Consider the following 21,051-nt stretch of genomic DNA (forward strand, 5'->3'; position numbering starts at 1 on the left):
GATAAAATATTTATGGTTAACCTTTTGGTAACCTTCCATTATTTAAACTTAATTACCCTGTAGTTTTGCAGTACAAACATAAGCAAAATGAAACTACAATTATGGCGTAACGCCACATTGCTGCTCCAAACCGGAGGAAAGAATATTTTAATTGATCCCATGCTCGGAGCAAAAGGTTCTTTGGGACAATTTCCAATGACGGATAACGATTTATCAAACCCTTTGGTAGATCTCCCTTTTAATGAAGAAGAGTTGAAACTTAAATTATCAGCAATAGATGCAGTAGTTGTAACCCATCTTCATCCCGATCATTGGGACGAAAAGGCTATTGAGCTTTTGGATAAAAACATTCCTGTGATCTGTTCCGGAATTATTGCAGAACAAATTGCTCAGGCAGGATTTACGAACATTATTTCTGTTAAAGACCATATCCTTTGGGAGAATATCAATATTTCCATTACCGAAGGACGCCACGGCACTGGAGAAATAGGTGAAAAAATGGGTGTGGTAAACGGATTTGTCTTTAAGGCAGAAAATGAAGCTATTTATATTGTCGGCGACAGTATCTGGTATGAAGGAATTGCCAATGAAATTGATCAATACAAGCCTCAGCATATTGTGGTTGCAGGTGGTGCAGCTACTTTTGTGGTAGGTGATCCTATAATCATGACGAGTGAAGATATTATCAAACTTTGTGAATATGCACCTGATACCACTGTTTTGGTAACCCACCTTGAAGCTGTGAGCCATTGCAAAGAAGACCGTGCATTTATCCAGGATAGAATCAATAAAAACAATCTGGAAGAAAGATGCTTGATTTTGAAGGACGGTATGGAATACTCTTTTAGTAAATCTTAATAGAAATCTATGAATAAAAAAGGCTGTATCATATGAAAGTACAGCCTTTTTTATTTTTAATCTTCAACATATTTATTTCTGGCAGCCTTCATTCCAAAATAGAACATCAGAATGACGGCAAAACTCAGAAAGTAAAAAGAGCTTTTCCAGGAAGTGTCCCAATCATGCAGTTTTCCAAAGACAGGAGGCCCGAAAGCTGCAATAAGATAACCTACGGACTGTGCCATTCCTGATATTTTTACGGCATTGGCACTGTTTTTTGTTCTTGTTGAAAAGAAGAGGATGGATAAACTGAAAGACAGACCGTTAGAAACACCAATAATCATGGCATTAATATAAATCCATTCAGAATGAAGCCATGCAAACATCATAGTACTTGCAAACATTAAAGTACAGATAAAAACAATCAGGATTCTCTGGTCTTTCATTTTACCAGCAATGATCGGTGCACAGAAAGTAATAGGAATCATGGTGATCTGAATAACAAATAGCACCCAGCCGGTGCTTTCACCATGCATATTATAATCGGTAAGGAATGAAGGCAGCCAGGCCATCATACAATAATAAAATAAAGATTGTAATCCCATAAAAACACTGATATTCCATGCCTGTGCAGATTTGAACATATTAAAATCCGAAACACTTAATGCCGCTTTTTTCTGATCAGGATTCTTTTTATTGAATATCAATTCTAAAATCAGAACAAACAGGCCCAGTCCTGCAATCACCAGCCAGATTCCCAGTGAACCACGCCACCCGAATCCCGTCCATTCTCCAATTTTCACACTGAAACCCGAAGCTAATGCAGCAGTAAGATTCATGGAAACTGCAAAAATCCCAGTCATCAGGCCGATCTGCCCGGGAAAATTATTTTTAATATATCCCGGTGTCACCACATTTCCGATGCAGATTCCAAGCCCGATAAAAACCGAACCTGCAAACAGCATCCAAAGAGATCCTGTAATCCGCAGAAAGAGTCCAAAACTCAAAATGATCAAGGAATACATTAAAAACCTGCTGATGCTGAATTTATGGGAAAACCTGCTGACCAGTACAGAACAGGTTGCGAACATAAAAAGTGGAATAGAGGTAAGCAGACTTACCTGAAAGCTATCCAGGTTCAGGGAATTCCGGATGTCTGATAATACCGGAGAAACGGAAATAATCGGAGATCTCAGGTTACTGGATACAAGGATCACCACCAGTACATTAATCATCATCAGAACATAAGAAGCGTTCTTTCTGGTTTCTGTCTTCATCATATCATAAATATTTGGTGCAAAATTAATTCAGCAGTTTTATTTAATTTTGCCAAAGTTTTAACCTTAAACGACATGACTGCTCACGATACCATTTCTATCGACGAACTGAATAAACCTTATTTTGTATGGTTTGAGGAAAACTGGCGGCATGATGATATTCTCCATTCCCATGAAAAAGGCCAGCTGGTTTATGTGGAAAGCGGTTTTCAGTATATTACCGTGGAAGAGAAGATCTATCTGCTTCCACAGAATCACGCTGCCTGGATTCCTCCCGGAGCGATTCATAAGACCAATTCACATTCCGAAAAGATTAAGCTGATGATTATGTTTGCTGATGTTGAGGAAAACAGTGTTTTTCATCACGAAATCAATGTATTTTCAGTTCCTCCCATTTTAAAGGAGATGATCAAATATTCGGAAAGATGGTCAAAAAACCTTTTGGATGATCCTGATGAGATGTTGTTTTTAAAAGCCCTTTTTAATGAATTGCCCCGTTTTGTTGAGCACTCGCTTAAGCTTCACATCAGTCTTCCCGAAGACAAACGGCTGTCATTGTCTATTGAATACCTCCACAATCATTATAAAGAGGAAATAAAAATGGAAGACCTAAGTGAAATTTCGAGGCTGTCTTTACGGACACTGGAACGTATCTTCAAAAAAGAAACAGGAATCACTCTGAGCAAATACCAGCAGATACTGAGGATCATTAAAAGTCTGGAACTTCTGAGTTCAGGGAATCTTACTGTTTCGGAAACAGCTTATGCAGTAGGGTACAAAAGCGTACAGGCTTTTACAAGGAGTTTTCAGGCTGTTATGCAGTCCAGACCGACAGATTTTATCAAAACGACTCAATAATTAAGTACATGAAAAATCTCCGGGACAATCCCGGAGATTTATGCTGAATTTAAATATTCCTAGAACTTAAATACACAGCCGCAAACGCTCATTTTGCCTTCAACGACTGTAGTCCACTGTCCGTTCCATGTACCTCCGTAAGAAGCACAGATTGAAGGGCATATTTCTTTTGCATCTTCATTGCTCCAGATAGGCCCCGCCAAAACGTCCATAGTATATTCTGTACTTCCGGTTGGTTGTGTATTGTACTCAACTTCGATAACGCTCATCTGACCTTCGACAATAGTACTCCATTGTCCGGTGAATTTTCCTAAATGTGCCGCAGCAATACGGCCTCCGATTTTTTGTGCTTCATCATTGCTCCAAAGCGGACCTGCAATAATGTTGATTTTGAATGTTGACATGGTGTAATGTTTTAAGTTGTTTAACATTACAAAGTTGTCACTTTAAAGAGATATAAACTAGCGTAGAAAGTACCAAATTTATTATTCAGTATTTTCACCTAATCTTTAATTAAGGAAACATAAGCTGGTAAAAGAAAAAGGTCCCCTAGAGGAGACCTTAAAAAAACACAAATGATGAAAAAAAATTATTTCGATCCACAAATATAAGCAAAATTTATATTATGCGCGACATTCTATAAGCACAAATATTAAAAAATTATTAATTCTAATTAAAAATAAGGATTGCAGGAATAGTAATTTCTTTCAAATTTTCAAAGCTTTATTCTACAATATATTATCATAAAATCAAAATAAATAGTACATATTTAAATAGTGTAAACATTACAGCGAAGACATTACATTAATTTCGAGTAATCAATTAAAAAATATAATCAGTAAAATATCTTACCGTTCTGTATTTTCACAGTCTTTTCTTTTTCCATTTTTTTTACAACTCTTATAACCGTTTCTACACATAAACCGGTAAGAGCTGCCAAATGTTTTCTGGTGAACGGAAACTGATAGGAATATTTATCGGTATATTGATTATAAGATTTAAAGCAGTCCATTACACGCTTCACCTTGGTTCCCGGGTCGGGTGCGGAAAGGTTGTTCAGCATTACGTGTCTGTAATACATTCTTTCGGATGTATAGCTGTAAAGCTTCAGAAGAAGATCCGGTGAACTTCCGATAATTTCCAAAAATTTATTTTTATCCAGCCTTATAATCTCACAATTACCCATCGCAACTGCATTCACAGGGTAGGGCTTATCAATAAACAGAGAGCTCTCTACAAGACAATGACCGTCAAAAGGTAAGCTATGGATGATTTCCCTTCCATCCTCATGGTAATTATTGATCTTCACAGTTCCGGTTTTAATCTGGAAATAATACTTAGGCTGATCATTTTCTCTGAAAATAATATCATCCGCTGCATAACTGATCAGTTCCGATCCGGAGGAAAATAAAAGTTCTTCATTAATTATCATAAGCACATATAACAGTTCTGGAGTTTAGAAAAAAAATCAATTTCATCTTTGAAATTCTCAATTTTTTATTCAAAAATAATTATTACTTCACAAAAACACGATAAAACTTTAAAAAATTATATTTTTAACATATTCTTGTGATTTCTGACAACATGCTTCCAGTCATAAAATATACTAATCATTTCTTTTATTTTTGAAATCAGTTAACATCCATATATATTAATACATTACGTTTTTACATTCAACCTCTCCATTGAGAGGTTTTTACTTTATATACTCAGGAGGAATAATGGATAATTTCAGGTGTTCAGTAGAAAATTGCAGTACCGCACATGGCAAAAGAATGATATTTGGCATATTTCTGATATTATAAATATTATTTAATGCATAACTAATATTTTAATAATAAATTTAAGTAGTTAAAATCCGAACGGAAATACGATTCATTTCAACGGAAAACATTTCCGGATTTTTAATTCATTCAGCGAAAGAATTTTTATCAAAATAAAATGACACATAAACCATTACACAACTTCCATATTCCGGTAATGGGTCTGGCGTATACCATAGACAGCCCTATCCGTGTTGCCCAATATGGAATATCTTCCGTTATTTCCATTATTGATGATGAGATCCTTGAAAAAATGAAAAACTTCTATAACAGGAAATTTAATCTCGGTTATTTAGGAATTTCAACAAAAACAGAGGATTACAGGGCGAAAAGAATTACAGCTTATCTCGATATGGTAGATGATATCGTAAATGAAAAATTTGAAGCTTTTAAACTGGAAATCACTAAAAATAAGGAAGCATTAAAGAATTTCGCAGCCATTCTGCCCAATACTTCGGATCTGAAAGACGGTCTGCAGAATTTAATCCATCAAAAAGATAATTTGGGTTCCAGCATTAAAAATTTTATTGAATCCAATCTGAAACCGGGAAGCATTGATGTCAATATCATGACAAAAGTCGATAAGGACAACTATAAAAAGAATGAACAGCTTCCGGTGATTTTCAATGATGCTCATGCTTCCTTGCGTGGGTTTGCACAAAGTAAATTATCTTCCTCAATGGTACTTTCTGCGGGAATGAATCCCCGTTTATACAGCTATATTGAAGAATTTGATGATTTTTTTCCTGATCAGAACGGTATTTTAAAAAAGAAAATCATCCTTAAGGTAAGTGATTTCCGTTCAGCGATGATCCAGGGAAATTTTTTAGCTAAAAAAGGATTGTGGATCTCGGAATACAGGATAGAATCCGGTCTGAACTGCGGAGGACATGCATTTGCTACAGAAGGGATGCTTCTTGGGCCAATTATGGAGGAATTCAAGCAAAAAAAGAACGATCTGATACAGTCTGCCCATGCTTTAATGATAACAGCTTTACAGCAAAAAGGAAAGTACATGGTTTCTGAACCTCTCGAAATGAAAATTACAGTTCAGGGTGGAGTAGGAACTTCAGAAGAGCACGAATTTCTGATTGAAAACTATAATGTAGACAGTGTCGGTTGGGGATCCCCATTCCTTCTCGTTCCCGAAGCTACTTCTGTAGATACCGAAACCAGAAATCTACTTTTAAAATCTAAGGAACAGGATTTCTACCTGAGTAATATTTCGCCTTTGGGAGTTCCTTTCAATACAGTAAAAGGGACATCCAATGAAATCCTGAAATACGAAAAAGAAGCCGCCGGGAAATACGGCAGCTCATGTCCGAAAAAATTGCTGGCTTTAAGCAAAGAGTTTTCACCACAGGGAACCTGTACAGCATCTAAAAAGTACCAGGATATTAAACTGAAAGAGCTTCAGGCAGGTCATGAACTTATAGCTGAAGAATTTGATAAAAGAAAGACTGAAATTACAGATAAAGCCTGTCTGTGCGTAGGACTGGTAAACTCAGCCTATATGGAGCAGAATCTGGAAATAAAAGGAGAGAAACAAGGAGTGGTCATCTGTCCGGGACCTAATCTTGCTTTTTTTGATAAGGAAGTTTCCCTTTCCGAAATGGTAAAACATATTTACGGGAATGCCAATATTCTTCCTGACAATCAACGTCCGAATATGTTCATCAATGAACTGAAAATGTATGTTGATTACCTTAAAAAAGAAATCAGCAATTCTTCATCACAGATTACCAGTTCTCAAACCAAAAAGTGGAATGCATTCAAAAAGAACGTATTGGAAGGTATCGAATATTATCACAATCTGTTCAACACTTCAACATTTTTCAGAAACAGCCTGAAAACTATAGAACTGCAGCTGCAGGAATACAAACTGATACTTACAGCCATCGAGATTCCTCAGGTTGAAAAGTAACATTATTTTTTAAATTGATAGATAAAACAGCCTTCATTGCGGAGGCTGTTTTTTTTATTCCGGGCTTTGGCAATTAAATATTTAGAAATGTAAAAAAGTGAGACAGAATATGCTTTTCCATTAATAATAACTATAAGCAGTATGCTTATTTTGAATCTGAAATCCTGCATCATAATCCTTACCTTAGATACTTCTAAAATCTTAATTCAATTTATTTTTATGGAAAAAAGAAAGATAAAAAATACTGATTTATCGGTAGCACCTGTCAATTTTGGAGGAAATATTTTCGGATGGACACTTGACGAGAAGCAGTCTTTTGATATATTAGACCAGTTTACCGATGCCGGATTTAATTTTATTGATACGGCAGATGTTTATTCATGGTGGGTTAATGGAAAAGGAGGGCAGTCTGAGGAAATTCTCGGAAAATGGATGAAAAACCACTCTAACCGTAAGGATATTGTACTGGCCACCAAAGTAGGAGCTCAAACCAAAGAGCACGATCTGGATATCAGCAAAAAGCATATTTTAAAATCTGTGGATGAATCTCTGCAGCGACTTCAGACAGATTATATTGATCTTTACTATACCCATTATGACGATAATACTACTCCGGTAGAGGAAACACTTTCTGCTTATGATGAGATTATTAAAGCAGGAAAAGTACGTTATATTGCAGCTTCCAATGTTTCTCCGGAGCGGTTGAAAGCCTCATTTGAAGCTTCAGAAAAATATAATCTTCCCAAATATGTTGCTTTGCAGCCTCATTACAATTTAATGGAAAGAGAAGATTTTGAAAAAAATTATGCTCCGCTTGTAGAAGAGTTTGATCTCAGTGTATTTCCTTACTGGTCATTGGCTGCAGGTTTTCTCACCGGGAAATACCGTACAGAAGCTGATTTAGGTAAAAGCCAGAGAGGTGAGGGGGTGAGAAAGTATCTGAATCCAAAGGGTCTTGAAGTACTGAAAGCGTTGGATCAGGTAAGCGAAAAGTATCAGACCACACAGGGAGCTGCCGCACTGGCATGGCTTCTGGCCAATCCTTTAATCACCGCACCGATTGTAAGCGCTACGAGTGCATCCCAGCTTGATACTTTGTTTAAAGCTCCAAAGCTGGTTCTGGATCAGGAGGATATTGAATTGCTTAATCAGGCAAGTAACTAGTTTCAGGTTATTAATTGATAAAATATCTGTTCGGGGTGCTGAACGGATATTTTTTATGCCTTAAATGATAGATCTGTACTTAATAAATCTCTCGCGGATTTATACAGATTGCACGGATTTTCAAGCAAGACAGGAAATATAATATACTGTAAATTCTAAAAAAATTGAGCCTTTTTGTGATTAAAGAATTAATTGGAATATTCTTTTAAAAGCTGTCGGTAGCTCATCAGGATGGAAGATTTTGATATGAATCCGATAAAATCATTATTTTCACTGGTTACCGGAAGATTCCAGACACCGCTGTCGTCAAAAATCTGGAGAATTTCCAGCGGCTTGTTTTCTCTGTGAATTATTGCAGGCGGAGCTTTCATAATTTGGGCAACTTTCATCGAACGGTCTGTTTCTTCATTAAAAAGGTACGGACGGATATCATCCAGTGTAAGAATTCCTTTCAGTTTTCCGGCTTCATCTGTTGCTGCAAAGATGTTTTTATTGCCGTTTTTCACCTGTTCAAACAATTCTGCGACTGAAGCATTTTCATTGATCGTCTCTGAATACTGATCTATAAAGTCTTCAGTTCTTAAAGCAAACAGGAGATTGGTATCATGTTTACTGGTCAGTATTTTTCCTTCATCAGCCAAAGATTTCAATTCGGGAGAAATCGGGGAGAACCACTTTGCAATAAGATAGGAGGTAATGGACACAATCATCAGAGGAATAAAAAGATCGTATCCGAAACTGGATTCGGCTATCAGAAATATGGCTGTAAGAGGAGCATAGAGTACACCGCTCATCGCTCCGGCCATTCCCACCAGAACAAGATTGGTTACCGGAACCTCTGTAAATCCTATATGCTGGCAAATAATTGCAAATAAATATCCTACCGTACCTCCTGCAAAAAGTGAAGGAGCGAAATTACCTCCGTTACCACCGCTGAATATTGTAAAAGAAGTCGCAAAAGCTTTTAAAAGGCACACCAGAACAAGAAATATAATAATTGTCCAGTCTCCGATCTCAAAATACCTGAAAAAGCTGTTTTGGATGATGGAATAGGTATTTCCATTGGTAAAAGCCTTCACCGTATCATATCCTTCCCCAAATAATGGCGGAAAAAGAACACATAAAAGTGACAATACCAAACCTCCGAACATAGCTTTACGCATCCTCGAAAGTTTAAGACCTTTGATAAAATGTTCGACTTTTTGAGAAATAACAACAAAATAATGGGCATACAGACCGGTTACAATCCCCAGAATAAGATAGTAGGGAACATTTTTATAGTTAAAGGGCTCTCTGGTATAAAATCTGAAAAGAACATCTTCCTGAAGCAGAATCCTTGACAAAAGACTTCCGCAGACAGCTGCCACAACCAAAGGAATAAAATCTGTAAAAACCACACCGGTTAAAAGAATTTCAAAAGCAAACATAATTCCGGCAATCGGGGCATTAAAAGCCGAAGCAATCCCCGCAGTAGCTCCTGCAGCCAAAAGGAGAGTCCTTTCTTTATAACTGAGCCTGTAGGTTTGGGCATAATTGGATCCAATGGCAGCACCGGTAACCGCTATAGGACTTTCCAGCCCGGCGGAACCTCCCAGACCAACCGTCACAGCACTCTGAATAATCTGTGAATACATTTTTACGGAAGCTACAATACTCGAATTCTGGGCAATTTCATAAAGAATAGCACCAATTCCTTTTCTGTCCTGACCTTTAAATAAAGTAAGAACAATAGCCGTGGTAAGTACAATTCCCAGAAAAGGAAAAACAACATAAAATAAGATCTGATACTCAAAATGAACTTTATGCGTAATAAAATTATGAATTGTATGCACAAGTGTTTTCAGGATCACTCCGGCAAGACCCGCAGTACAGCCCACAAGAATTCCCGAGAGTACCAGAAACTGGTTTCTGCTGAGCCTGTTATTCAGCCAGTGAAGAATAAGTTCATAGCTTCGGGCTTTTTCCAGTCCATATTCCTGAAAGTCTCTTTTAAATTTTAGAAAGCTTAAATACTTTTTTTTATTGTGAATTTTCACCGGGAACCAATTTAAAACCGTAATGGTTTCGTAAATTTATGAAATATCTTTATAAAGATGTAGACCCAAGATACCTCAAAACAATCAAATGCTTCCATAATATACTGAAGGTAAGCAATTTGAAATACTGTAAATTTTGTTATAAATTTTTCATCTTATTTTAAGATGCTGATTCCAGGCTGTCTTTTTTCAGATTGTTAATGAAATAGGAGGGACTTACTCCGGTTTCTTTCTTGAAAATTACAGCAAAGACCTCCCTTGACGAAAACCCGCAGGCTTCAGCCAGATAACTGATTTTATATTCCCTGTAAATAGGGTTTTCATAAAGTTTATTGGTAATATAATTGATCCGCAGACCGTTGATGTAATTATTGTAGTTATTTTCCTTATACTGCTTGATGATCTCTGAAAGATACCTGGTATTCGTATTCAGATCATTGGCGAGGGAAGTAAGACTCAGGTCCTTTTTGATAAATTTCTGCGATTTTTCAAATTTTTCAAGCTTGGCCAGGATCATTTTAACTGTATCGTCTGTAATATTAATGCTTTTCTCAGAGGGTATTTCCAACCGGATATTTTGTACAGGAGTATCATGATCCGTTTTTTTGAGGTTATTAATAACCGCTTCATAGCTTTCATGAAGTTTTTTCTGATTTCTTTTCCATAAAAATATGCCGGCTGCTATAAGAAATAACACAAAAACAAGAGTAAATAGCAGAATTTTCTGAATACTTCCGGTATGAGCCTCTCCCTGCTCATCCATCATTTTTTTTACAGGAGTACTTATTGTTTTCTTTTCTTCGTTAACGAGACTGTCATTCAGTTTTGTATAAAAGTTCATATATTTTTTTGAAGCTTCTTTTTTTCCAAGTTCTACATATGATTTGAAACTTACTTCATAAATATCCCTCCGGATATAAGGTATACTTACCTGCCTTTCCAGCTGTTCTGCCTTTTCTGCATAATCTATCGCCTGATTATATTTTTTCTGATCATAGTTCAACCAGGCATATTCATTAAGAATAGTAACCTCCAGATTATTAGAAACTTTATAGCGTTTATTTTGAGCGATTTTTAATGCTTTTCCAAAATAATTCTCTGCATCACTGATCCGGTTGGAGGCAACACTTGTCATCCCTAAATTCATATAAGACAGAGCGAGAAGGTGATATTTTTTTGCCATAAAATCTTCTCGGTCCCCAATAAGCACTGCACTTTCCAGACATTTTTTCTGATAGCTTATTACGGAATCCAGCGGCGCATTCACATGAGCCAAATATAGGCCTATACCTGTATATATCAAAGCTTTCAGATAGTTTTTCCTGTCTTCAGGAGAAACTTTTTCAGCTATTTTTAAAGACTTTCTAAATTCTATAATACTCTCACTGTTAAAGCCCAATTCTGTATAGGATGAAGCTCTCAGCCTGTAAACATTAGCCAGTTTTGCATCATCTTTTGCTTCCAGAGCAAGTTTTTCAGCTTCAGTACTTAACTCAATTACTTTTTTATGATTTCCTACATCATAATACTTAGCCATCAGGCTGGTACTGCTTCCCAGAATTCCTTTTTTGTAGTCGGTCTTTTTAGAAACGAGATAGATCTCATTCAAAAGTTCTATTGATTTTACAGGATTGCTTTTGGACAATTCTTCTGCCCTGATAATTTCGGAATCTATTTGTGAATTTGTGAGGGATCCGGAATTAAGCTGAGCATGAAAAAAGCCGGAAATTACTAGGAACAGGAGTAAGACGGTAGTTTTCATTGTGTGTTTTTTGGAAGAGCAAATTAAGTACAATATTAATAATTATTACCCAATAATAGTGTTAGTTTTTCCGAATTTATATTATTAATTAATTTTTTCAATTAATTGAACTTGAATAATTTAAACTCAAATCAACATTTCAAATCCGGATTATTGCCGTCCTACTGAAAACAGCCTCAAAACACCTGTTTCTTTTTCAGAAATCATTTCAGTTTATGCTTTTCAATGCCTGATCAAAGACTTAATATTGCACTCCCTTAAAAACTGAGGGACCAAAAAACAGTATGAATGATTAAATAGAAAATTTCTTAAGCCTCTTCTGATATACGTACAGAAAACTATCTTTTAACATACAGATGTGAGGATGCCACCCAACAATCCCGGATCGTAGTGAAGGATTCAGAATTTACAACATCATATATTTTCATATCCCATAACAAACCTTTAATGTTGTACCAGAATCTCAAATGTTTGTATTATAAAACAGAAATCAGGCTTATAAAATTCTAGAACACAGGTATGAAAAGCAATAATCCCGTCAGGATTTCTAATCTCCTCAATTAGGAATTTTGTCCTATTGCTTTTCCTTTATTGGTCCCTCTTTTCATTTTCAATTATAAAAATTATTCTTTAATCCTTAAAAAACACAGATAAAAAAAAACATATGGATCTAAAACATCTGAACATTGGGTCAATGATAAAAGAAAAGGTGGCTAAAAGCGGTATAGAAATGTCCCGGATATGTAAATTTCTAAACTGCAAAGAAGAAGATATACTAAAAATGTACAAATCTTCTGCTTTTGATACAGAAGTGCTGCTGCGTTGGTCCAAACTCCTGCAATATGATTTCTTCAGGCTTTATTCACAGCATTTGATTTTATATTCGCCACAATCCTCTATGAATTATATTGAAAAGAAGAAAATACCGGATTCTTTGCCGGTATTCCGTAAAAATCTTTACACCAAAGAAATTATCGAATTCGTTCTTGACAAAATCAGAAAAGGGGAGATGACAAAATCGAGTGTTATTTCCGAATATAAAATTCCCAAAAGCACGCTCTATAAATGGCTGCATAAATATAACCTGATAGAAAAATAAAAATACAATGAAAAACATTCCTGATTACAAAAGAATCTACACAGACCTCGTTAATGAAAGATATCCTGAAAAAAAAGAAGCATTGAAAATGATACTCTCCAAAAAGGATTTCTCTATTCTTGATGTGATTGCATGCAGCAATATTCTGACGAACAGGGAAGATAAAAGCACCTTTATTTTTAATCAGAAGCACCGCTGTTTTGATGAGCAATCTATTTATGAAATATTGGACTATCAAAAGAAAACCGGATATAACAATACCCAAGTGGCCCAGCATTTTAAATTAAGCAGGAATACCATTGCAAAATGGAAGAAAAAATTCAGTTAAATAAATAAGTATAAATCACTACATATCATTGAATTAAGAATTTAAACCAGTGTGTTTTTTTCTGAAAATATTACACCTCATATTTTCTGTTCTGAAAGGATTTGTTAATTTTTGTATTCAACAGATAACATTTAATTTTTCAATTTAAAAAAGAATATTTTAATTTTGCATTTTGGAATCAAATTTGTTAATAGCACCCTAATTCCAGAAGGTTTATTAAAAGCCGAACATTAAAAACACAATTCAATGAAAAAAAAATTGCTATCCTTAGCTTTTGTGGCTTCATCCTTTGTTAATGCACAAATAGGAATCAATACTAAAACTCCTATGGGAGCATTGCACATAGATGGAGCAAAAGATAATGCCACTTCAGCTACTCCCACACAAATCAGCAATGACCTGATCATCACCAGTTCCGGTTTCATAGGCGCTGGCGTTTCAAATCCAACTGTAAAGCTTGATATGCGGTCTGCCGGACTGCAGAATGCTGTAGGCCTCGGTTCCACCAATATGGCTGCTAATGTAGCCGGAGCAGGTGCCGTAAGGTATGAACCGACTCAGGCAAAATTCCAGGTATCTGACGGAAGTGTCTGGGAAGCAGCGATTATCCTGCCTACGAAAGCCGTAGTCGTTGCAAGACTTACGAGTGCATTCTCTGTTGCGTACAATTCTGATGTTAATATCACAGGATGGGACGAGGTAAGGGATCTATCAGACAGCTTTGACCCTGTCACAGGAATTTTTACCGCACCCAGAACAGGGGTTTACACGTTTCTGATGACGTATAATTTTGTTTCAGGTTCAGTAGCCAATTCTTCTGAGGTTATCAGCCAGTTTTACAGTCCCACTACCAACTCTATTCTGGCACGTTCTTATAAAGCATTTGCCCGGGCCAACGAAGATGCCCAGGTAGGAGGTTCGGCTACAATTACAGTAAGCTTAAATGCCGGTCAGACCGTTCGTCCACAACTTAACCAAAATATTACGGGCTCCGGAGCCAGAGCATTAAGAGCAAATGCAGACTGGACTCATCCAGACGCAGGCTTTAACAATCTGACTATTATTGAAAATTAAAAACGCAAAAAATGAAAATTAAAAATTTATATAAATTACTGGTCCTTTTCCTGTCATTCTCTGTACAGGCTCAAACAGGTGTTTTTACCAAAGACCCAATGCAGACTTTTCATATAGACGGAGCAAAAGATAACACCACTGTACCGCCTGCTGCCAATCAGATATTAAATGATGTAGTAGTTACTTCTGACGGTAAACTGGGAGTGGGGCTTATAGATCCCAAAACAAAAGTAGATGTACGTTCTGCCGATCAAAAAGGTATTATCGGACTGGGAACAAGTACACAGACCGCTGCAGCTGCAGGAGGGGGAGCTATCCGATACAGTACCGGGAATATCATTCAGTATTCTGATGGTGCATCATGGCATAATCTTCCAATGACACTGCCTCCCAAAGCATTGGTACTGGCTAATAAAGGCACAACAATTACTTTCCCAAACAATGCAACGACCGTGGTAAGCGGGTGGACTGTAGTTACAGATTCCCAATCTAATTTCAATGGGACTACATTCACTGCACCCAGAAACGGATTTTATATAGTTTCATTCAATGTTACTTTGGCGGATGGAAATATTGCCCAGAATTCAAGAATAGAAACCATTATTGAGAGTAATGCTTCTGCCAACAATATCCAGACGTACAGAAGTGTAAATTCATATCCTGCCTGGGATGTTTCTACTGTCAACAATATTGTAGGTGGTAACTGTACAGCTATTTTTAATTTATCGGCAGGTAATACGATTCAGTTTAAGGTATATCACAATTTCGGCGGCAGCAGAACTATAAATACAGCAAACAGCGGAACTAATAACATTATCAGTATTTACGAACTATAAATTAACAAAGATGAAATTAAATAAAAAATATTTATTGATACTGAGCCTCGGAATATTCCCAAACTTAATATCAGCTCAAATAGGCATTGGTATGAATAATCCTAGTTCTACAAATGCTGTTGAAATCAATTCAACTGAAAAAGTAATTATCGATAAAACCGGAAAGATAGGAGTAGGAGTAGCAGCTCCCAAAATGGCAATTGACCTTAGAAATGGAGCCAACGGATCCATGGCTATAGGAATGACCAATCAAACCGCTGCTGAAGCCGGAGCCGGAGCTATGCGTTATAACCCAAATCCGGCTATCGGAGTACAGGGTTATATAGAATATTCTGACGGAACGGTATGGGTTCCCATTCTTCCATACGGAAAACCGAGAATTGTAGTAATGGCTGAAAAAACGGATAATAATTCTACTGTTTTTGAACCAGGATTGTGGCCTGTAGGAAATTATACAGATGGAATTCCCGGAAGATCTTCTACTTATCTTACTTCATGGACGGAAAAACTGGATTCGGATTCAGGGCAGCCCAGAACCAATTTTGATCCTGCTACAGGAGAATTCATTGCTCCAAGAGCAGGTGTATATTTTGCCACTTTCACCTTCGCGCTTGCATCAAATCAGGTTAATACAAGTTTCGGACAAAACCAGACGGAAGCGATCTGGGAGGTACGAAATTCCGCAAATTCGGTTATACAGAGAATAAAAACCAACAATGGTTATCCTCAGGATACAGGAGTTGCACCCAATGCGGTAATAGTAGGATCAGCATGTACTGCAAGTTTGTATCTGAATGCAGGCGATAAGCTGAGACCTTTTGTATGGATCAATGTAGCGTGGGACCCGGATAAACGTCCTCTTCTTAATACAGGTGGTTATAATGTTCTTACCATTGTTGAACAATAGAACCATTTCTTATATTTAAAGATTATAATAAAAATAGCCTCTCATTTGGGAGGTTATTTTATTTTTACTTCCCGCTGATTTTGCAGATCACTCAGGTTTTTGATTAAAAACTTTGTTCCTATTTAGATATAGTACAGTTATTAAGCTGTTTATATTTGATTTTTATTATTTTTATCACTTATACTATTCTTTATTTAGAAATAGAAAAAAATTAACTGATATACGAGTTGTTCCCATCACTGAATAAAAACACAGATGAAAAGTAAACATTTTTTAATTTCATTATTTATTTTCGGATGTTCATTATTTTATGGGCAGGACACAAATATTCTATTGGTTGAAAATTTCAGAAATGATTCTTTGTTATCATTTCCCTTGTTGAAAGTTCTGCAATCGCCTGTTTATATTGTTAATAAATCCAATATTATTTTTCAGAAAGATAAGAATACACGAAAGATCATAAAGGCAGACTTAAGTACCTTCAGACTAAATGGTAGTTATAATAGAGATGATGTGTTTGCATTTGATAAAAACGGAATTTTTGTAAACGGTGATTTTATTAAAACTGACACTATTGGTTTTGTTCCATTCGGTAAAACAATGGAAAATAAGTGGCTGTGGAAAAATAAAAAGGGAGTTTTTCTGAATACAACACAGTTGAAAGGCATCAATCCGCATAGTTTTGAAAGATTGAAAACAAAACGAGGTGATGCATTTCACGGATATTTTAAGGATGAAAAATATGTTTATTATTTTGATAAGGTAGTTTTAGGAGCAGATGTAAAAAAAGCATTTGGGGTCGATTCCGAGTGTTTCAGTGACGGATATTACTATTATAAGGGCAAAAGATTAACCTTTAATAATCTTCCAGTTCAATACGTGAACGCATATCTGCATAAAACTGCCAAAGAAGTTTTTTACAACTGGGATAAGAAAGTGTATCCCGAAATTGATGCCGAAAGTTTGGAGAGATTATCTGACAATTATGCTAAAGATAAGAATCATATTTATTATCATAACCAGGCTCTTCCCATTGATAAAGCAGATTTCAATCAAGTTAAAATATGGGAAATTCCAAATGCATCCTATATAACAGACGGAAAAAAAATATTTCTTGGAAATAAAGAACAGGAAAATGTAAAAAAAGAAGATTTCGGCATACTTCCAAGTGCCAGTTTTTTTTATGATAATGGTGGTATTTCATTGAAAGTATGGAATTCCAGAGCAGATTCACTTACTGTTAAAAAAGTATCGGCTGAAGAAATAGAAATGCTAAGGAAAAAGAATTATAATATTGTGGGGCGTTATTTTGTATTGGACAACCAGGTTTATGATTTTATCCAAGGTATTTATTATAAAAACATTCCACAAGAAGTAATTGCCATGATTAATAAGGGTAAACATGATTTAGTAAATATTGATGGAAAAACCTCCTTAACAACTTCTTATGACTATTTACTTTATAAAACAGATGATAAAATATATTGGAATGGAAAAGAAACACAGGCGGATATAAATACTTTTGAGAGGCTAAATGGACTTTTTAATATCTATAAGGATAAAAATAATATTTATACATATTCAAGAGAGAAAGGATTATTTTCCATTAAAGGTATAGATGTAATGACTGCCAGAGGACAATGGGGATTTCTGATTGATAAGGATTATCTGTATAATTTAAACTACAGGCTACTTAACAATAAAGATTTGGATATGGTGGCCATTCTCGAGGGTGAACCCGGCGACTGTGGCGGGGGACCAACAAGATATCTTTTTAAAAACTCGGACGGGTTTTGGATAGTAACATCTGAAAGTATCCGGAATATTGGAAAAACGCTTCCTGTTGATATTAATGATTTCTTAGATCATAAAAGTAAATAAAGAGGTAAATCTGAAAAACAATAATTTATTTCATAAATTTAACTACCATCAAAATTTATTCTTATGAAATATAAAACATTTATCAAAAGTTTACTTACAGCTTCGGCATTTATGCTTGTTTATGCATGTACCGACAAAAAGGCCGCTGATTTTAAAGAGGTTCTTGCTAAGAAAGAATCACAGGCAACTGATATGCTGCTTAGCGAAAAAGGCTTAGAATCTGCCAAACTGAACTATCTGATTGCTTATGATTATCCTAAGGCTCTAAATATTATTGATAAAGAGGAAATTGAATTTAACAATATTATTAAAGACATAGAAAAAGTAAATACTGCCGGTATTTCAAAAGGGCAAGAGATTCAGCAGGCTGAAATTAATTATTATACAGCACTTAAAGATCTTTACATCTTCTCAAGAAAGGAAATTGAACAGGAAAAGCAGACGAAAGAAGAAAAAGATGAACAAAAAATACGTATATCACTGGATAAGAGATATGAGCTTGCTCTTGAAAAACAAAAACTGTATCAGAAAGTTTATAAAGCTGATGAACAGCGCTTTTCCGCACAGAAACAGTTTGAATCTGAAAATAACTTAAAATAATAACCCCGGATTACCTGTGTTTTTGATTTTTCATAAGTATGTCCAACCTTTCAGTATGGCAAATTTTATAGTAAATAATCATACTACTTTTGCCTTACGGACAATCTTGGCCAAAAGACCGGGAAAGAATCTTTTAAGATAAGCACCCATAACTTCCTGACCTCCTATAGAAGCCTGATTTCTCTTTTTCCCGATCGCGGAAAGCATTTTTCCCGCAAAAACATCGGCAGGCATTCCTTTTTGGGTTGCATTATCCATTGTTCCCTGTAAAGAACCGTTTCCGGTAACTGCATTAATAGAAATATTGGTCTGTACAAATCCGGGACAGATGATGGTTACTATAATTTTTTTAGTATACAATTCTGCACGCAGAGTATCAAAAAATCCGTGGAGGGCATGTTTTGCAGCAGCATAACTGCTTCTCATAGGAGCCCCGAAAATCCCCATCATACTGGATACTACAGCAATATGGCCGCCACCGTTCCTTATCATATAGGGCAGTACAGATTTTGTAAGAGCTACAGTTCCGATGAAATCAACATCCATTATACGTTTATCAACTTCTATATCAGTTTCCATAGCGAGAGAACGCTGGGAAAGTCCGGCATTATTGATCAGAATATCAATTTTTCCAAATTTTCCCATAGCTTCTGCTACAATATCCGGCATCTTTTTATACTCTTCCAGATCTAAAGGCAGTACGGCAAAACGGCTTGCATCCAGTCCCGCTTTTTGAGCTACGGTATTCAGCTGATCTGCATTTCTTGACGAAAGAATAATTTTTGCAGTGCTTTTCACTGCCAGTTCATTCACCAAAGCCTCCCCAATTCCTGAAGAAGCTCCAGTAATCCAAATCACTTTATCATTAAAATAATTTCTCACTTTGTCTTGTTTAATATTTCAATCCCCAATTATTACAATTCCTATTCATTTTTGAAGGAAAATACATTACTGCCTTTTAAAGCCCTGCAATGTATTTCCCCGCTTTCATTCCTGAAAATATGCATCCACCGAGAAATGTTCCTTCCAGTGCACGGTAGCCATGCATTCCGCCGCCGCCAAAGCCTGCAGCTTCTCCTGCAGCGTAAAGTCCATCAATTACAGTATCATCATCTCTTAAAACCTGGCCGTCAAGATTGGTTTTAATACCTCCTAACGTTTTCCGGGTAAGGATATTAAGCCGTACAGCAATCAGAGGACCATTTTTAGGATCTAATATTTTATGCGGTGCTGCAACCCGACCCAATTTATCTCCTAAATAATTTCTTGTATTCCGAATATAATTGACCTGTGCATCTTTTGAATATTTATTGTCCAGCTCCCGGTCTCTGGCTTCGATCTGCTCTTTAATTTTTTCATAGTTTAAAAGATCGGTTCCTGATAATTCATTCATTCCTTGTACCAGATCTTTCAAATTATCTGAAACAATAAAATCTTTACCATGTTCTTTAAAAGCTTCTACAGGGCCAGGTGCTTTTTTTCCAAAAATTCTGCTTAGGAAAAGAGCATAATCCTTATTGGTAATATCAGGATTCTGTTCAGATCCGGAAAGGGCAAATTCTTTTTTTATAATTTTCTGGGTGAGGATAAACCATGAGTAAGAAAAACCTGTCTCCTGTATATGTTTTAACGTTCCCAAAGTGTCAAATCCCGGTAGAAAAGGGGCGGGGAGACGGTTGCCTTTTGCATCAAACCATAAGGAAGACGGGCCGGGCAATATTCTGATACCGTGTTTCGGCCATATCGGATTCCAGTTTTGTATTCCTTCTGTATAGTGCCACATTCTGTCAGGATTGATGATATGTGCTCCTGAATTCTCTGCAATCCCGATCATTTTTCCGTCTACATAGGCAGGTACACCGCAGACCATATTTTCCGGAGCTTTTCCTAATCTCTCCGGCCAGTTCTTCCGTACCAGCTCATGGTTTGCTCCTATACCTCCGGACGCAATAATTACATGAGAGGTATGATATTCAAACTGTGAAACCACATTTCTGTTTGTGGCAGCACCTCTTTCTTTAGTATCATTCTCAAGAATATCACCTCTAACTCCTTTGATTTTACCATTTTCTGTAATCAGTTCAGTTACCCTGTGCCTGAATTTCATCTGTAAAAGGCCTTTCTTTTTAGCCTCATATGCTTTATCTACAAAAGGTTTCACAACACCGGTTCCGGTTCCCCAGCTTACGTGAAAACGAGGTACAGAATTTCCGTGGCCCGTTGCGGATCCGTCTCCGCGTTCTGCCCAGCCTACCATAAACATAAATTTGATCCCCAGCTTAGAAACATAAGCATATTTTTCATAGGCAGCGAATTTCAGATAGGCCTCCGCCCATTTTCTGGGCCAGTAGTCTTCTTCACGGTCAAAACCTGCTGTACCTTTCCAGTCCTGAAGAGCAAGCTCATAAGAATCTTTAATTCCCATTCTCCGCTGCTGGGGTGAATTGATCAGGAAGAGACCACCAAATGACCAGAATGCCTGCCCTCCAATATTCTGCTCAGTTTCCTGGTCCAGAAGAAGTACTTTTTTTCCGGCATTGGTAATTTCCATGGCAGCAGTCAGCCCCGCCAGTCCTGTTCCCACAATAATAACATCAGGCTGGAATTTTTCTTCCATTGTATTGATTTGCTTTTGTTTGTAC

General features: G+C 36.5%; 18 protein-coding genes. 11 read left to right on the forward strand and 7 right to left on the reverse strand.

The window, feature by feature from the left end:
* The first annotated feature begins 87 nt into the window (after positions 1 to 87).
* Positions 88 to 858 carry an MBL fold metallo-hydrolase gene (locus ACQWU4_RS01770; protein ID WP_429934047.1) on the forward strand — a complete coding sequence of 257 codons (771 nt, stop codon included), beginning with the start codon at positions 88 to 90 and terminating at the stop codon, positions 856 to 858.
* Positions 859 to 914: 56 nt separating this feature from the next.
* Here the strand turns inward: ACQWU4_RS01770 and ACQWU4_RS01775 are convergent, their stop codons facing one another.
* Positions 915 to 2,120 carry a CynX/NimT family MFS transporter gene (locus ACQWU4_RS01775; protein WP_429934048.1) on the reverse strand — a complete coding sequence of 402 codons (1,206 nt, stop codon included), beginning with the start codon at positions 2,118 to 2,120 and terminating at the stop codon, positions 915 to 917.
* A gap of 72 nt (positions 2,121 to 2,192) precedes the next feature.
* Between ACQWU4_RS01775 and ACQWU4_RS01780 the strand changes: the two genes are divergently transcribed.
* A complete protein-coding gene (locus ACQWU4_RS01780) occupies positions 2,193 to 2,975 on the forward strand; it encodes an AraC family transcriptional regulator (RefSeq protein ID WP_429934049.1) in 783 nt (260 codons plus the stop codon).
* Between the two features lie 59 nt (positions 2,976 to 3,034).
* Here the strand turns inward: ACQWU4_RS01780 and ACQWU4_RS01785 are convergent, their stop codons facing one another.
* Together ACQWU4_RS01785 and ACQWU4_RS01790 are read right to left on the reverse strand one after the other, a co-directional pair.
* A complete protein-coding gene (locus ACQWU4_RS01785) occupies positions 3,035 to 3,379 on the reverse strand; it encodes a mannan-binding lectin (RefSeq protein ID WP_184159708.1) in 345 nt (114 codons plus the stop codon).
* A gap of 431 nt (positions 3,380 to 3,810) precedes the next feature.
* On the reverse strand, positions 3,811 to 4,407 hold the full coding sequence (locus tag ACQWU4_RS01790; RefSeq protein ID WP_429934050.1) for a Crp/Fnr family transcriptional regulator: 597 nt from the start codon (positions 4,405 to 4,407) through the stop codon (positions 3,811 to 3,813).
* 509 nt (positions 4,408 to 4,916) lie between these two features.
* Between ACQWU4_RS01790 and ACQWU4_RS01795 the strand changes: the two genes are divergently transcribed.
* Both ACQWU4_RS01795 and ACQWU4_RS01800 read left to right on the forward strand, forming a co-directional pair.
* Positions 4,917 to 6,722: a hypothetical protein gene (locus ACQWU4_RS01795; protein ID WP_429934051.1), complete on the forward strand. Its 1,806-nt coding sequence runs from the start codon at positions 4,917 to 4,919 to the stop codon at positions 6,720 to 6,722.
* A gap of 219 nt (positions 6,723 to 6,941) precedes the next feature.
* Positions 6,942 to 7,886, forward strand: coding sequence for an aldo/keto reductase (locus ACQWU4_RS01800; RefSeq protein WP_429934052.1), 945 nt, complete (start codon positions 6,942 to 6,944; stop codon positions 7,884 to 7,886).
* A 188-nt stretch (positions 7,887 to 8,074) separates the two neighbouring features.
* Here ACQWU4_RS01800 and ACQWU4_RS01805 read toward each other — a convergent pair whose 3' ends face one another.
* On the reverse strand, positions 8,075 to 9,922 hold the full coding sequence (locus ACQWU4_RS01805) for a chloride channel protein (RefSeq protein ID WP_429934053.1): 1,848 nt from the start codon (positions 9,920 to 9,922) through the stop codon (positions 8,075 to 8,077).
* Between the two features lie 160 nt (positions 9,923 to 10,082).
* Entirely contained in the window at positions 10,083 to 11,684 is a 1,602-nt protein-coding gene (locus ACQWU4_RS01810; RefSeq protein WP_429934054.1) for an AraC family transcriptional regulator, read from the reverse strand.
* A 664-nt stretch (positions 11,685 to 12,348) separates the two neighbouring features.
* Here ACQWU4_RS01810 and ACQWU4_RS01815 point away from each other — a divergent pair.
* From ACQWU4_RS01815 to ACQWU4_RS01845, 7 genes are all read left to right on the forward strand, one after another.
* Positions 12,349 to 12,783, forward strand: a complete 435-nt coding sequence (locus tag ACQWU4_RS01815; RefSeq protein ID WP_429934055.1) for a transposase — start codon at positions 12,349 to 12,351, stop codon at positions 12,781 to 12,783.
* 7 nt (positions 12,784 to 12,790) lie between these two features.
* Complete coding sequence (locus ACQWU4_RS01820) at positions 12,791 to 13,111, forward strand: helix-turn-helix domain-containing protein (protein ID WP_429934056.1); 321 nt, start codon at positions 12,791 to 12,793, stop codon at positions 13,109 to 13,111.
* A gap of 246 nt (positions 13,112 to 13,357) precedes the next feature.
* On the forward strand, positions 13,358 to 14,185 hold the full coding sequence (locus tag ACQWU4_RS01825; protein WP_429934057.1) for a hypothetical protein: 828 nt from the start codon (positions 13,358 to 13,360) through the stop codon (positions 14,183 to 14,185).
* 11 nt (positions 14,186 to 14,196) lie between these two features.
* Complete coding sequence (locus ACQWU4_RS01830; protein WP_429934058.1) at positions 14,197 to 15,021, forward strand: hypothetical protein; 825 nt, start codon at positions 14,197 to 14,199, stop codon at positions 15,019 to 15,021.
* Between the two features lie 91 nt (positions 15,022 to 15,112).
* Positions 15,113 to 15,928 carry a hypothetical protein gene (locus tag ACQWU4_RS01835; protein ID WP_429934059.1) on the forward strand — a complete coding sequence of 272 codons (816 nt, stop codon included), beginning with the start codon at positions 15,113 to 15,115 and terminating at the stop codon, positions 15,926 to 15,928.
* Positions 15,929 to 16,183: 255 nt separating this feature from the next.
* Positions 16,184 to 17,809 (forward strand): DKNYY domain-containing protein, encoded by a 1,626-nt coding sequence (locus ACQWU4_RS01840; RefSeq protein ID WP_429934060.1) that lies wholly within the window; start codon positions 16,184 to 16,186, stop codon positions 17,807 to 17,809.
* Positions 17,810 to 17,872: 63 nt separating this feature from the next.
* Positions 17,873 to 18,409: a hypothetical protein gene (locus ACQWU4_RS01845; protein ID WP_429934061.1), complete on the forward strand. Its 537-nt coding sequence runs from the start codon at positions 17,873 to 17,875 to the stop codon at positions 18,407 to 18,409.
* Positions 18,410 to 18,487: 78 nt separating this feature from the next.
* On the opposite strand, the gene ACQWU4_RS01850 is transcribed toward ACQWU4_RS01845, so the two are convergent.
* Entirely contained in the window at positions 18,488 to 19,291 is an 804-nt protein-coding gene (locus ACQWU4_RS01850; protein WP_429934062.1) for an SDR family oxidoreductase, read from the reverse strand.
* Between the two features lie 76 nt (positions 19,292 to 19,367).
* Complete coding sequence (locus ACQWU4_RS01855; protein ID WP_429934063.1) at positions 19,368 to 21,026, reverse strand: FAD-binding dehydrogenase; 1,659 nt, start codon at positions 21,024 to 21,026, stop codon at positions 19,368 to 19,370.
* Between the last annotated feature and the right edge of the window lie 25 nt (positions 21,027 to 21,051).

The organism is Chryseobacterium sp. MIQD13 (assembly GCF_050496705.1).
Classification (GTDB): domain Bacteria; phylum Bacteroidota; class Bacteroidia; order Flavobacteriales; family Weeksellaceae; genus Chryseobacterium.

Excerpts from the sequence above, each read along its gene's own strand:
- ACQWU4_RS01770 (WP_429934047.1), top strand. The coding sequence starts at position 88 with ATGAAACTACAATTATGGCGTAACGCCACATTGCTGCTCCAAACCGGA.
- ACQWU4_RS01775 (WP_429934048.1), bottom strand. The coding sequence starts at position 2,120 with ATGATGAAGACAGAAACCAGAAAGAACGCTTCTTATGTTCTGATGATG.
- ACQWU4_RS01780 (WP_429934049.1), top strand. The coding sequence starts at position 2,193 with ATGACTGCTCACGATACCATTTCTATCGACGAACTGAATAAACCTTAT.
- ACQWU4_RS01785 (WP_184159708.1), bottom strand. The coding sequence starts at position 3,379 with ATGTCAACATTCAAAATCAACATTATTGCAGGTCCGCTTTGGAGCAAT.
- ACQWU4_RS01790 (WP_429934050.1), bottom strand. The coding sequence starts at position 4,407 with ATGATAATTAATGAAGAACTTTTATTTTCCTCCGGATCGGAACTGATC.
- ACQWU4_RS01795 (WP_429934051.1), top strand. The coding sequence starts at position 4,917 with ATGACACATAAACCATTACACAACTTCCATATTCCGGTAATGGGTCTG.
- ACQWU4_RS01800 (WP_429934052.1), top strand. The coding sequence starts at position 6,942 with ATGGAAAAAAGAAAGATAAAAAATACTGATTTATCGGTAGCACCTGTC.
- ACQWU4_RS01810 (WP_429934054.1), bottom strand. The coding sequence starts at position 11,684 with ATGAAAACTACCGTCTTACTCCTGTTCCTAGTAATTTCCGGCTTTTTT.
- ACQWU4_RS01815 (WP_429934055.1), top strand. The coding sequence starts at position 12,349 with ATGGATCTAAAACATCTGAACATTGGGTCAATGATAAAAGAAAAGGTG.
- ACQWU4_RS01820 (WP_429934056.1), top strand. The coding sequence starts at position 12,791 with ATGAAAAACATTCCTGATTACAAAAGAATCTACACAGACCTCGTTAAT.
- ACQWU4_RS01825 (WP_429934057.1), top strand. The coding sequence starts at position 13,358 with ATGAAAAAAAAATTGCTATCCTTAGCTTTTGTGGCTTCATCCTTTGTT.
- ACQWU4_RS01830 (WP_429934058.1), top strand. The coding sequence starts at position 14,197 with ATGAAAATTAAAAATTTATATAAATTACTGGTCCTTTTCCTGTCATTC.
- ACQWU4_RS01835 (WP_429934059.1), top strand. The coding sequence starts at position 15,113 with ATGAATAATCCTAGTTCTACAAATGCTGTTGAAATCAATTCAACTGAA.
- ACQWU4_RS01840 (WP_429934060.1), top strand. The coding sequence starts at position 16,184 with ATGAAAAGTAAACATTTTTTAATTTCATTATTTATTTTCGGATGTTCA.
- ACQWU4_RS01845 (WP_429934061.1), top strand. The coding sequence starts at position 17,873 with ATGAAATATAAAACATTTATCAAAAGTTTACTTACAGCTTCGGCATTT.
- ACQWU4_RS01855 (WP_429934063.1), bottom strand. The coding sequence starts at position 21,026 with ATGGAAGAAAAATTCCAGCCTGATGTTATTATTGTGGGAACAGGACTG.